Origin of the sequence: Ureibacillus aquaedulcis (assembly GCF_030418165.1) — a bacterium.
Lineage (GTDB): Bacteria > Bacillota > Bacilli > Bacillales_A > Planococcaceae > Ureibacillus > Ureibacillus aquaedulcis.
In genome coordinates, this window is sequence record NZ_JAUHTQ010000002.1 from 127,432 (window position 1) to 139,848 (window position 12,417).

The window sequence follows — 12,417 nt, forward strand, 5'->3', positions numbered from 1 at the left end:
GTGGGCCGGCGCAAGTTTAAAAAAAGCAAATCTAAAAAAACGATTCCTTTTATTATCCAGGGAATCGTTTTTTTAATGAGAAAAGCTTGTGTACCTTGACGATGAAAAAACAGGAAGCCAAGTAGAATTTAGATAATAAGCGTTCCTAAATAATACCTTCCTATTACATATCGCGATGAGCAATGTAATAGGTGATTTTTAAAAAAGGAATAGAGAAAATCCACATATTATGTTGCGCATAAAGTCTTCCATCCTCTGTTTCTTTGACATGAAAGGTTTCTTCCAAGGGTAATGTAAGCAGGTGCTTGTTCCAGGCTAAATAGATACCCGTATCAAGGTTGGCACGGCTTTTTTTGCTTGATAATTGAAGATCCTTGCCAATTTGGTTTAATTCCAGTATCCCAATCATCGATGACCATGGAAGTGGTAAAGCGATGTTCATATAGGTGCGCTCTTTCGTTCGGTGCCATGAATACAAAGCTATAAAGGTTACTTTATTATTAATTTTTCTTACCCATGCTCTTGGGTGACTTCTTCCGTCTAGATTCTTATTAACTTTTATAATGCCTCCTGTCATCTCAATACGTTTACCTGATAGAGGCAGATTGATTTGTTGTGTATAGGAGCTGATTAAACGGTAGATGGCAGCAAGAGGCTTGAACCAACATTTCCATTTAATCTCGGCATAAAGTCGATAATCAAGTGTATTTTCATAAAAATCTCGAACTGCTGGAGCCAAGGTATTTACATTGATTGCCGGTTCATATATCTCCATTTCATCCACCAATCCATTATACGAGCCTAATGCTTGCTGATCCTTGATTTCATAAACAAGCTTTTCCCCGATAACCAAGGAACCTCGAATTTTACTAACTGGAAAAGTCCAATTATTTGTATTAGGGGGAGGAACAACGATAGACCATCCCACTACACCTAATAAAGCGAACAAGACGCAATTAAAGAACCCATGAAATCTGAGCATAAAATCGATACTGATGGAAAAATCATTCGATAGTCGACCAAAGGCATACAAAAAGGAGAAAAGAATGGTCACACCTAAAGACCCGAATGATAGAAGAATCAGCCATTTTTGCAATCGATGTGAAAATCGTACCCTTAAAGAAAAGAAAATAAAAGAATAGATTCCTAGAATATAAAACACAACCGAAACCCACTCAATCCAAACAGAAAAAGTAATGCCTATTGCTAGAATGATAGGTGACACTAAAATAATTCCCGCAGCAAGAGGATAGAAGTTTGGCTTATAAAGCCTGCCAAGAAATCCTGCAAAAATAGGTAATAAAAAAGCGGCGTAATGAAAATGGATTGCAGTCAACCAAGTGATAATCGGGGAAAATCCCGTATCGATATCTGTGATATGGGCAAAGAACCACATCCCGCCAATTGCCAAGTTGAAGAGAGCGATGTCGATGCAGAATTCTTCGAAATGAACAAAACCCCGTGTTAAAAAGCGATATATTCCATAGGCTGCAACAATAAAAGTAAATAACAAGTAAATTGCTGCAAGTAAATAATCCCAACCTGATTGATTTGTTATATGTATAAGACTCACAGAAATATAAGCTGGGATGGAAAAATAAGAGTAGTAACGTCCGAACCAATCGTTCTCTTTAACAATCATTTGCAAAGTAAAGGGTACATAGACAACTTGTGCAAGCGTCAGCATTAAAAGATGCGGGGAATCCTGTGCAAAAACAACCGCAAATAGGAACAATACAATCGAAAGGAGCTTCTGTTTATTTCTCATTGGGCTTGAACTCTCCTTCATACGAGAAAATATGACCGATTAACGGATTCCTGACATCCACCGATATTTGAAAGACTCTCTTTTCTTCGCTATATTTTTCGGTGACGGTTGCTAAACCTTGTAATATTTTCGGTATAGGTATTTCAATTTTCCAAAGAACCAGTCGTTGTTTGCTGGATTCAATTCTCAAGGATCCATCAGAAGAAACGATAAACACTAAATCTGAATATAGAATACTTGGCTCTCCTAGATAATCTTTGATCAAATTACGTTCGGGATCATAACTCATAAGGGCATTAAAATATCTTTTCTTTTCCCCAAAGTAAAATACTCTTTCCCAATGGATTTGTTCCTCGCCGTCTGCACCAACGAAGGGAGTATTCAATATTTTGAAGGGGATGTTCGTCCCGTATTCAGGGAATAATAGTTTTCTTTTTGTACCTAGCCAGAATAATGGATAAAGAAATTTTGGACCCACTTTAATACTTTTCATCACACCTTGCGCCTGAAACGGGGCATGATTCGAAAAACTATATCTCTTTTGCAGCATGGGGTGCAATCTATAAAACTCTTTATCCAATGCCTTTTTATATACCGACATTAATCCTCATCTCTTTCTCTTACAAGTAGTTGCTGAAGGTAGATCCTTGCTCATGAAAAATCCGACAAATGAAATAAACAATAGACTAATATTAAATGTTAAAGGATTAAAGGGATGGAACAATGCATCGGGATTTACGAATATTGCCGTTATGGTAAGAAGGGGAAACACGATAATCTGCAAGCGAAGCAGATTTCTTTTCTTTTTATATAGCAGCCAGAATAGTCCAAAGATGACTTCAAGGATTCCCGTGGTTTTCACTATCGAAAAAGCCATATCGTCAGAAAAAGGACTTAGATTTTTCACCATTAGAACTTCATCTGGGTGCATGTAGATAAGCTTCGGGATGAGTCCATGATAGATCCATATAAAGCAAAAAAGGCAAGTGATGAACCAGCATACAAAAAACCGTAAATATTGGGAGTACGGGGTTTCACCATTTTCCAGCCATCTTTTCAATACATCGAAACTAAGGGCAGTTCCCCATCCAATAAGAGGACGAAACAGCAATCGATCGAGGATTCTGCCTAATTTCCCGAAAGGCACGTCATAATCATATTGAGTTAAAAATGTAACGGAGTTTTCTTTCGGTACGTACTTCCAATATCCTTTTCCTTCTTTAATAGGGGATATAGCGTTGTCTGTTCCAAAATGCAATGATGAAGTTTTTGCACCATTTTTACCTTCATGGCTGCCAGAGGTGATTCCCCAGCCCTCTATTGACTGACCAAATCCGATATTGCGTTTATATGAAAAATGTTGGGGTTCATTCTCTTCCTTAGGTAAATAGGTAATGGAAGAAAACCGCAGATCCCATTGTTCATGCAAATGCGGCGTTTGAGTTGCTTTCCATAGCTCATCCATTGGGGCATTAATATCAATTTCGACATAAACGGGCTTGCGTTTCACTCTATTCATTCCTCCAGTCGATTCTATTTGCAATAAAAATTATAAGTACATCTATTAGAGTTATAGAGTCGTATTATTTAACATTATTCTTAGAAAATATATTTAGGAAAATATCACTTCGGCAGCTACTAATCCTATAAAAAATAATTAAGTAATAATAACATTAATGCTAATCCAGAAAATGCATAATAAGCTATACCAGTTTTACTCATTCCCTTTTTATCTCTCATTTCTTTTCACCCCGCATTGTAAATGTTACCAATATCATACTAATCTGCCTCCATTATACAGAAAAAATAAAATGATGGTGTAAAAAAACAATTTAATATCACGCGCGTATTCATTTCTGAAAATATACGAATCTTTCTAGATGATAGCCAATTTGTTTTTCTTTCATCAAGATAGAAATGACAATCTAATTTTCCTAACATTCCTTATGCAATAATAGAAGGGGATTGTTTTAGATTTTTTATCCCATTTTATTATTGCTTCTATCTCAGAAGCTTGACTTGCATTAGAACAACCACAAGGCAAATTTGTTACTCCTTTTTCAATAAGAATCCTCTACACTCTTTTTCTTAACGATAGATATTCTAAAAATCTCTTTGCTGCAAGTGAAAGAGATTTTTGCTCTCTCATAGCAATGCCGATATTGCGAAAAGCAGGCACTTCAAGCTCCTTTGCTATAATTTTATAGGGAATGCGCTGTAAAATTAATTCTGGTAATATACTAATTCCTAATCCGTTTTCTACCATCGACATAATGGCATAGTCATCCCATGTTGTGAATTGGACTTGCGGGACGATTTGGTGCTGTATAAAAATTTGAGAGATTTCAGCTTTCGCACCTTTTTCCAAAAGCATAAATGGGTTGTTCGATAATTCTTTTATTGGAAACTTGTCGCAATTCACAAACGGGTGTTCCTCAGGAAGTACAACAAGTAGGCGATCTTGTTCCACAAAGATTGTTTCCAATTCACCTTTCGTCGGCAGTCGTAAAAATCCAAAGTCAACCCGTCCTTCAATAATCCAATTTTCGATTTCTGTATAGTCGCCTAATAGTAATTCAAAATCAATACCCGGATAATCTTTCTTAAACACTTTGATTATATTTGGCAGCCAATGTGTAGCCACACTTGAAAAGGTTCCAATACGAATAATACCAGATTCTATATCGCGCAAATCCTCAATTTGCAGCATTAACATTTGGTGTTCATTACAGACCCGTTCTAATTGTGGCAATAATTTTAAGCCATCAGATGTTAAAGTAATCCCCGTTCTTCCTCTTTCAAATAGCAAAATTCCCCATTCTGTTTCTAAATCACTGATCATACGACTAATGCCAGACTGTGTATAGCTTAAAGCCTCGGCAGCTTTAGTAAAGCTACCGTATTCTACTGATTTTACAAAAGCCAAATATTTTTGAATGTTCATAATACTCCTCTCCCTTACATGCGATTTTATCATAAATGGCATGAGAAACATTCAAATTTGTGATATGTATTTATATGCTATTCTACAATTACTGAAAATCAGGATGTAATAGAAGTCCCAAAATAATTACCTATGTAGGCAATATGGGGAGGGGAATGAGAATGAAGGATGTATATTTTAAGTATGTAACGGCATTGCTCCTATTTGGCTCTAATGGGATTGTTGCAAGCTTTGTTCTGCAAAATAGCTATGAAATCGTTTATTTCAGGACGCTGATTGGTAGTTTATTTTTGATTGTTCTATTTGCTTTGTCTAAGCGAAAATTCGGATTTTGGAAGAACAAAATCCATATGCTGTATCTGATGATTTCTGGCGTGGCGATGGGGGGAAGCTGGATATTCTTATTTGAGGCTTATACACAAATCGGTGTGAGTGTTGCAACTCTTGCCTACTATTGTGGACCTGTAATTGTTATGATTCTCTCACCATTTTTCTTTAAAGAAAAGATGACAAGCGCCAAACTTCTTGGTTTTCTGAGTGTGATCATAGGCATGATCTGTGTAAATGGCCAAGCTTTTTTACAGGGACAACTTTCTTCTGGTCTTATCTTCGGTTTATTAGCAGCAGTCATGTATACATTAATGGTGATATTCAATAAAAAAGCAACGAGTATAACCGGGTTAGAAAATGCTACCTGTCAGTTAATAATTAGCTTTTTGACTGTTGCAATATTTATGGGTTTAAAGCAAGGATTTTCAGTAGAGATAGCGGATGGAAATTTGTTGCCTATACTAATATTGGGTGTCATCAATACAGGTATTGGGTGCTATTTCTACTTTTCTTCTATTGGTCGTCTGCCCGTTCAATCAGTGTCCATCCTTGGATATTTAGAACCCCTCTCGGCATTAATTTTCTCGGGTGCTTTTCTGGGAGAAATGTTGAGTCCTGTGCAAATACTGGGAGCTGCATTGATCTTAGGGGGTGCAGCATATGGTGAATTGTTTCAACCAAAAGTTGTATTCTTAAACAAGCTTAAGAAATAAAAATGTTGCGTGAAGAAGTTAATGGGAATAATCGAAATTTTATTATCGAGGTGTCTAGTAACTATAATGTAATTTCCAATTTGCTTTCATTTATATAGCTTAATTATGAACTTTAACGAAATGTGAAATTTAACGCAATCCTCTTATAATCCTGCTGAAATTGTAGCGATATCGGAAGCACTTAAGACTCCCAGCGCTGTACTGGGAAATTAACTTATTAACTTACTATATAGCAGAATTCAGAAAGGTAATTGAAAGTTTAAGTCGAATCCTTAACTATAGATATTCCGGCAGAGTGGTTAAAGGTGATATTAACAATCACTGATATCATCAGAACGAATCATTTTAGTAATGACCCTGTGCTGCTGCTAAGGATTCCAGAGTTGTAGCTTCATAGAGTGAAAATGGAAAAGAATATATTCGATATCCATCATAATTATAAATAAAGGAGGATATTTCATCCTAGCAGCTATAAAAGAAATTTGAAAAACAGGAGGCCAGTAATGGAACGAACACCCCGCACAACGGAGCATTATGATGAAATCTTATACATATTGATGAACAAATTTGTAGTCTATTAAAGCAAAGAAAAGAACTTTCCAATAATCCCGGAATGCCAACGGATGACATAATTTCTCAGTGGGCTGCAAAATTTGATCTTTATGAAAATTTCTTATATCAAATGTTCGGGACAATAAGGTATGAGCACTTATTTAAAACCAAAATTGAGCCCTATGGATTCAGAAAGCAACTACCTGTGTTAAAAGCTGTTGAGGTTGGCGAACGTCTTTATACAGTTACGGTGATCAAGCAGTATGAGAATGCAAGTGTAGTACAATTGCATATCGACAGCGATAATTTAGATGATTCACCACCAGTAGACTTAACTAAAAAACGGAATAACGTTAATTTTGAATTATTTATAGATGATAAATATGATTGTCGAAAAGATAGGGCAGGGGGAGGGAACGGGCATTATACATGCAGTTTCATTGTCTCACCAGCTTTACCTGACGATGTTACGGGAGTTGATTTGGTCTTTAAAGAATATAGCGATAATTTCATGGAAAATCCCACAGGCCTAGAAATTAAAATAAACATAGAGTAAAGCTTGATCAAGAAAACAGTTAATCTAAATTACCAAAATCAAAAGATTGAGTAATTAGCCATCTCACAGAGGTGGTTTTTTATTGGCTTGAATAACGTATTTTCAAATGTTGGCTGTTTATGCATCTAGAAGAAAAAGTCTCACTGCTAAAAAGATAATGATGAATTGTTGAAGTCTTTTAATTAAAAATTAACTGTAACCTTTTGGGGAGCTCAATCGAATAATAGGTGATAACACAAAGAGGGGGGAAATGTTTGATTGATTTGAAAAACTTAGAGTCCAGTATCATTGTAATTTACAATGAGCATTATTTGGACGTATTTCGATTTCTTGTTTGCTTCTCGGGAAATCAAAATGATGCAGAGGACTTGACTCAGGAAGTATTCATACGTGTGTTAAAGAGTTTACCCAATTTTAAAACAGACACTAATATCAAAACATGGATTTTTTCCATTGCCAAGCATGTTGCAATAGACCATTACCGAAAAAAGAAATTTACGGCCATTTTTAAGGACGGATTTTTCACAAGGCTGGAATCCAAAGATAAAAAACCAGATGAAGAACTCGAAACAACTGAATTGGAGCACTTTATCCATGAAGCAATCTCCAGATTGAAACCAAATCACCGCGCAGTTGTCATTCTTCGAGGCATCAATGAGTTTTCCGTAAAGGAGACAGCTGCCATTCTTCAGTGCAGTGAATCCAAAGTGAAAGTAGATTATCACAGAGCTTTGAGAGACCTTAAAAGGAAATTAAATGTGGAGGCTGGGGAGGTATTTTCAAATGCAAAATGAAAAAGAGTTAATGAAGATGATAAAAGAATCTCACCCTCAACATCCGGGGAAGGATTTTATTCAATCCACCGAAAATATGCTTAGACAAAAAGCTAGAAGTATGACAAAGACAACAAGAGTAAAAAAATACTCTCTTGCGTCAAGTCTCATTTTATTTTTTGCATTTACGTTCTCCTGGTTATTCTTCTTTAATGGCAGTGAGGCAGTGATCAATCTTTCAAATACAATCGGAAGAGATAGCCTGTCGTCTACAGCTTTAAATGACAAAGAACCTATAGTGTTCATTTATCAAACGCATAATGTTGAATCGTTTATTCCTGAGCTTGAAGGAAATAATGTCAATAAAGTTTATAGTGAGGATATAAATGTTACATCTGTTGGCAAAGAATTGGAGACCGCATTAGAAGAACGTGAAATAAGTGCAATTCATGATGATACCAATATAAGTGAGATTTTGGTAGACCGAAATTTAACCTTTGCAGATTCTTATACTGTTTCAAGAGAAATAATACAAAGGGCATTAAACGAACATCAAAGCATAATGATGTTGCTAGACATACACAGGGACGCTTCCAAGAAATCTGAATCTACTATTACGATTGATGGAATGGATTTTGCAAAAATTGGATTGGTTGTATCTAAAACCACTGAGAATTATGAAGCAAATAAAGCCTTTGCTAGTCGCATCCATGAAAAACTGGAGCAATTATACCCTGGATTGTCTCAAGGGGTCTTTGAAAAAGGGGTAAACCCAAAAAACACATATAATCAAGATCTTCAAGAGAATTCTGTATTGCTAAATATCGGTGGCGTAGAAAATACTTTTGAAGAAACCTATCGAACAGCCGATGCTTTAGCAGAAGTTATAAAGGAGATTATTGAGGAATATTGAAAGTGAATATAGGTAATTTTAGTAATAGTTTAATTTCAATGTTAAGTTCTGAATACAGAATCCGATTTTATTGAGCTCCTCTTTGGGACGGTCCACAAGCCTTTTCCACTTCAATTATCCCTAAATGAGTAGTGGAAACTGGAGAAATGTTTCTTACTGATTAAGATTAGTTCTAACTTGTGAGTTTTTACTATGTTTTTCAATCCATAAAAATTTATAATGTAATAAGGAATGAAATTTGAGAACTACTAACAAAAGTGGGTTTATTTGCTTGCAGCAGTTGTAATGAACTACTTAGCAAACCCATTATCAAAGGAGGAAAAATAATTGAAAATCATTGTAACCAGTTTATTCGTACAAGATCAAGAGAAAGCACTAAAGTTTTATACAGAAACGTTGGGTTTTGTAAAAAAGCAGGATGTGCCAATGGGTAAATATAAATGGATAACGGTTGTTTCCAAGGATGACCAAGAGGGAACGGAGCTTGTTCTTGAACCCAATGACAACCCCATCGCCAATGAGTATCAAAAAAAGTTATTTGATGGAGGCATCCCGGCTACGATGTTCGGCGTTGGGGATATTCAAAAAGAGTATACAAGATTATTGGAAAACGGCGTAAAGTTTAAAATGGAGCCGAAAAAAGCAGGTGACGTTACAATAGCTGTGTTCGACGATACGTGCGGCAATCTCATTCAAATAATTCAGCAGTAACTCTAACTGAACCCTGCCTAATCTTAGGACAGGGTTATCCCTTTATAAGGGGTAAAGTAGGAATAAATTTAAATAGTGATCATAGGTAGTGGATGTCTTAATTATAGAGGTGGAAAATGAAGAACCGTACAATGAAATCAAATGTTGGTTATACAATTTTTAAGCCCACAGGTGAAAGACACGAATTTCCACAAGTTGATCTAGTAAATCAACTAGTAGTGGGAATAGTAATCTATGAGGGTAAGACATATATGACTGTAACTGTTGATGTAAAAACTAATAATGTAAAAGTTGAAGGGCGTATAGACGAGTTAGAAAGCTTAAGTATGGGGAGAGACGCATATATAAATATGTTCAAGCAAGAGGCAAAATTCTTTATCGAGAACAATATTTTGAATCCAAACGACTATTATGACGAACTTATAAAAAATCAAGGTAGACCATTAGAGTCTTAGATTAGAAAAGAATCCTAGGGGGATTCCATAGAGGTTTACCTGTTGGAATAGATTTATTTTTTATATTTCAAATTTCCATGTTCATAAAAAAATCTAGGATTTGGCTGACAATCATTAATAGATTGTCCGCTTTTTTGTTGTATCTAGCAGGTTAAGGGAAAAGAAGGTATTAAGCAGTTCATACTAGAATTAGAATTACTAAGTAAGACTTATAAAATATGGGGAATTTGCAATGACTCAACTGCATAGGAAAAAGAATAATGAACACTTTGATTCCGAGAATTGGAATTCAATAAAGAGCAGGCTATCAAGTGTTTGAAAGTATTGATAATGTGGGGAGAACTTGAAAAAAGATTTAAGTATTCATTATTTAAGCAATAACTGTTGCAGAAGATCTTTATAGCAATAATTTTGGGGGAACCTGGCAATATGAATGATAAATTAAATGAAGTGGTGGAACAGACTATAGGTCCAATAAAAAAGATTACCTTATTGGATGAACAAGGTTGGACTTCGGAGGTTTGCAGGATAACAACAAGTGAAGGCTCATTTTTACTAAAAACTTCATACATAGAAAGATATCGATCATGGCTTAAGTGTGAAGCGGAGACCTTAAAGAAATTAAACCGAATTGAAGGCTTTTCAGTACCCATATATTTCGGTTTTTTTGAAGAAGAAAAGAAAAGTCATTTGCTAATGTCTTTTGAAGATGGGATAACGTTAACCAAAGCTCTAAAATTAGCGAAATCTGACAATGATAAATTAACATTAATCAAAAGCTTCGGACAGTTCCTACAAAACTTCCATGAGAAAGAGCCGCTTAAGATTTTAAGGCATGAAGAGGATTGGCTAGAATATCAATTGTTGAGGGCACAGCACTATTTTGAAAAAGGACAAACTGATGGTAACGCTAGCTTGGAACTGTTAATTAATTTAATGAGCAATAGACCGAAAACGGTAAAACAAACTATGATTCATGGTGATTGTACAACAGATAATGTGTTTGTTATTAATGGTAAAGTGCAACTATTTATTGATGTGGGTGCAATGACTATAGGTGACCCTCGTTATGATGAAGCTTTGGCAATTCGAAAATTTAAAAATAACCCGGAATATTTGGGTGCGTTTTATGAAGGTTACACAAGGTATCGAGTGAATAACGCAGAGATTCAATATTTTGAAGAAGGGCTATATGAATTTTTCTGATTTGCATAACAAATTATCTATGGGAATAAGAAAATTTAAAAAGGAGCTTTTATGAATTATATAAAGTATCTCAGAAAATTTATCGGTACAAAACCGATTATTGCTCCTGGCTCCGCAATAATCGTTCAGAATAACAATGAAATATTGCTTCAACTACATTCTGATACCTTGGATTGGGGTATTCCAGGTGGCGGCATGGAACTTGGAGACAGTTTTGAGGAGACGGCACTTCGGGAACTCTTTGAGGAAACAGGTTTAACCACGGACTCATTAGAGCTAATAACAGTGGTATCAGGTAAAGAATTTTACTTTAAATTTCCAAATGGCGACGAGATCTATAATGCAACGGCTGTATATAAAGCAACAAAGACCACTGGAACTCTTAGAATAGATGGTGAAGGTTTAAAATTAGCCTATTTTCCTTTAGATAATTTGCCTCAATTGAATTATACAACGATGAAAATCTTGGAGACAATTGGATATATCTAATTGATTAATTTGGAAATGGAGAAAAAGCCGACAGTTAAATCTACAAAGAAACCATGGAGGTGAACTGATGAAAGTAGTGATTGCAGGCGGTTCGGGATTTATCGGCAGTAAATTATCCAACCTTCTAATTAGTGAAGGACACGAAATTGTAATTTTAACCAGGAAGGAAAACGGTGCATCAAAGGGTATTAAATATGTAAAGTGGCTTGAAGAAGGCACGGCACCAGAAACCGAGTTGGCAAATGTCGATGCGTTTATTAACTTGGCCGGAGCTTCGATTAACGATGGGCGGTGGACCGAGCAGCATCAAGAGCAAATCTACAATAGTCGGATGGAAGCAACTGATGAATTATTGAGGATAATAGAAGCATTGCCCCAAAAACCATCTACTTTTATCAATGCAAGTGCAATCGGCATTTACCCTGTATCACTGAATGCCGAATATACGGAAAATTCGACTATTACACCCAATGACTTTCTAGGCAGGACGGTTTATGATTGGGAAAACAAAGCGAAGCTGTTAGAAAAGTACGGGATACGCACCATCCTTATGAGATTAGGTGTGGTACTTGGTAAGGATGGTGGGGCACTTCCATTAATGGCCTTGCCATATAAATTATTTGCCGGAGGGACAGTAGGATCGGGTAAGCAGTGGGTGTCCTGGATTCATGTCATGGATGTTGTAAGGGCGATATCATTTGCTCTTAATAATACTAGGTTAAATGGACCAGTGAATGTGACTTCTCCTTCCCCTTTGAGAATGGGGGAATTCGGTAAAACAATCGGTTCGGTATTAAACCGTCCGCATTGGTTTCCAGCCCCAGCAATCATGATGAAACTAGCGCTTGGGCAAAAAAGCAAGCTTGTGCTTGAAGGTCAAAAGGTGTTGCCGAAAGTCCTGATGGAAGAGGGATTTTATTTCGACTTTCCTAATCTTGATTTGGCTTTGAAAGATTTACTTAAATAGGTTTGTTTATATTAAAGGGAATCACAACATTGGTAGGTCT

The 12,417-nt window shown here is 36.0% G+C and carries 13 protein-coding genes; 9 read left to right on the forward strand and 4 right to left on the reverse strand.

Annotation, left to right across the window (positions count from 1 at the left end):
* Positions 1–163: 163 nt before the first annotated feature.
* From QYB95_RS03275 to QYB95_RS03290, 4 genes are all read right to left on the reverse strand, one after another.
* Positions 164–1,768, reverse strand: a complete 1,605-nt coding sequence (locus tag QYB95_RS03275) for a YndJ family protein (RefSeq protein WP_301136665.1) — start codon at positions 1,766–1,768, stop codon at positions 164–166.
* Positions 1,758–2,369 (reverse strand): DUF4166 domain-containing protein, encoded by a 612-nt coding sequence (locus tag QYB95_RS03280; RefSeq protein WP_301136666.1) that lies wholly within the window; start codon positions 2,367–2,369, stop codon positions 1,758–1,760. Before QYB95_RS03280 ends, QYB95_RS03275 begins: the two co-directional genes overlap by 11 nt.
* A 6-nt stretch (positions 2,370–2,375) precedes the next feature.
* The gene (locus QYB95_RS03285; RefSeq protein WP_345783703.1) at positions 2,376–3,287 is read right to left on the reverse strand and encodes a DoxX-like family protein; all 912 of its coding nucleotides are present in this window, start codon (positions 3,285–3,287) and stop codon (positions 2,376–2,378) included.
* Between the two features lie 555 nt (positions 3,288–3,842).
* Entirely contained in the window at positions 3,843–4,712 is an 870-nt protein-coding gene (locus tag QYB95_RS03290) for a LysR family transcriptional regulator (RefSeq protein ID WP_301136667.1), read from the reverse strand.
* A 161-nt stretch (positions 4,713–4,873) separates the two neighbouring features.
* Here QYB95_RS03290 and QYB95_RS03295 point away from each other — a divergent pair, with 161 nt between their 5' ends.
* The 9 genes from QYB95_RS03295 (at position 4,874) to QYB95_RS03335 (ending at position 12,377) form a co-directional block, all read left to right on the forward strand.
* Entirely contained in the window at positions 4,874–5,755 is an 882-nt protein-coding gene (locus QYB95_RS03295) for a DMT family transporter (protein WP_301136668.1), read from the forward strand.
* A 613-nt stretch (positions 5,756–6,368) separates the two neighbouring features.
* Positions 6,369–6,863, forward strand: a complete 495-nt coding sequence (locus QYB95_RS03300) for a hypothetical protein (protein ID WP_301136669.1) — start codon at positions 6,369–6,371, stop codon at positions 6,861–6,863.
* 254 nt (positions 6,864–7,117) lie between these two features.
* On the forward strand, positions 7,118–7,657 hold the full coding sequence (locus tag QYB95_RS03305; protein WP_301136670.1) for an RNA polymerase sigma factor: 540 nt from the start codon (positions 7,118–7,120) through the stop codon (positions 7,655–7,657).
* Positions 7,647–8,549 (forward strand): stage II sporulation protein P, encoded by a 903-nt coding sequence (gene spoIIP, locus QYB95_RS03310; protein WP_301136671.1) that lies wholly within the window; start codon positions 7,647–7,649, stop codon positions 8,547–8,549. The genes QYB95_RS03305 and spoIIP overlap by 11 nt, the downstream gene beginning before the upstream one ends.
* A 327-nt stretch (positions 8,550–8,876) precedes the next feature.
* Positions 8,877–9,260, forward strand: a complete 384-nt coding sequence (locus QYB95_RS03315; RefSeq protein WP_301136673.1) for a VOC family protein — start codon at positions 8,877–8,879, stop codon at positions 9,258–9,260.
* A 116-nt stretch (positions 9,261–9,376) separates the two neighbouring features.
* Positions 9,377–9,715 carry a hypothetical protein gene (locus tag QYB95_RS03320; RefSeq protein ID WP_301136675.1) on the forward strand — a complete coding sequence of 113 codons (339 nt, stop codon included), beginning with the start codon at positions 9,377–9,379 and terminating at the stop codon, positions 9,713–9,715.
* Positions 9,716–10,144: 429 nt separating this feature from the next.
* Entirely contained in the window at positions 10,145–10,921 is a 777-nt protein-coding gene (locus QYB95_RS03325; RefSeq protein ID WP_301136676.1) for an aminoglycoside phosphotransferase family protein, read from the forward strand.
* A gap of 51 nt (positions 10,922–10,972) precedes the next feature.
* Positions 10,973–11,410, forward strand: a complete 438-nt coding sequence (locus QYB95_RS03330; protein WP_301136677.1) for an NUDIX hydrolase — start codon at positions 10,973–10,975, stop codon at positions 11,408–11,410.
* A 67-nt stretch (positions 11,411–11,477) separates the two neighbouring features.
* Positions 11,478–12,377: a TIGR01777 family oxidoreductase gene (locus QYB95_RS03335; protein WP_301136678.1), complete on the forward strand. Its 900-nt coding sequence runs from the start codon at positions 11,478–11,480 to the stop codon at positions 12,375–12,377.
* The last annotated feature ends 40 nt before the right edge of the window (positions 12,378–12,417 follow it).

What these genes read in the sequence shown, in the direction of transcription:
- QYB95_RS03325 (WP_301136676.1), top strand. Translation starts at nt 10,145, where the DNA reads ATGAATGATAAATTAAATGAAGTGGTGGAACAGACTATAGGTCCAATA.
- QYB95_RS03280 (WP_301136666.1), bottom strand. Translation starts at nt 2,369, where the DNA reads ATGTCGGTATATAAAAAGGCATTGGATAAAGAGTTTTATAGATTGCAC.
- QYB95_RS03335 (WP_301136678.1), top strand. Translation starts at nt 11,478, where the DNA reads ATGAAAGTAGTGATTGCAGGCGGTTCGGGATTTATCGGCAGTAAATTA.
- QYB95_RS03290 (WP_301136667.1), bottom strand. Translation starts at nt 4,712, where the DNA reads ATGAACATTCAAAAATATTTGGCTTTTGTAAAATCAGTAGAATACGGT.
- QYB95_RS03330 (WP_301136677.1), top strand. Translation starts at nt 10,973, where the DNA reads ATGAATTATATAAAGTATCTCAGAAAATTTATCGGTACAAAACCGATT.
- QYB95_RS03285 (WP_345783703.1), bottom strand. Translation starts at nt 3,287, where the DNA reads ATGAATAGAGTGAAACGCAAGCCCGTTTATGTCGAAATTGATATTAAT.
- QYB95_RS03320 (WP_301136675.1), top strand. Translation starts at nt 9,377, where the DNA reads ATGAAGAACCGTACAATGAAATCAAATGTTGGTTATACAATTTTTAAG.
- QYB95_RS03295 (WP_301136668.1), top strand. Translation starts at nt 4,874, where the DNA reads ATGAAGGATGTATATTTTAAGTATGTAACGGCATTGCTCCTATTTGGC.
- QYB95_RS03300 (WP_301136669.1), top strand. Translation starts at nt 6,369, where the DNA reads ATGCCAACGGATGACATAATTTCTCAGTGGGCTGCAAAATTTGATCTT.
- QYB95_RS03275 (WP_301136665.1), bottom strand. Translation starts at nt 1,768, where the DNA reads ATGAGAAATAAACAGAAGCTCCTTTCGATTGTATTGTTCCTATTTGCG.
- spoIIP (WP_301136671.1), top strand. Translation starts at nt 7,647, where the DNA reads ATGCAAAATGAAAAAGAGTTAATGAAGATGATAAAAGAATCTCACCCT.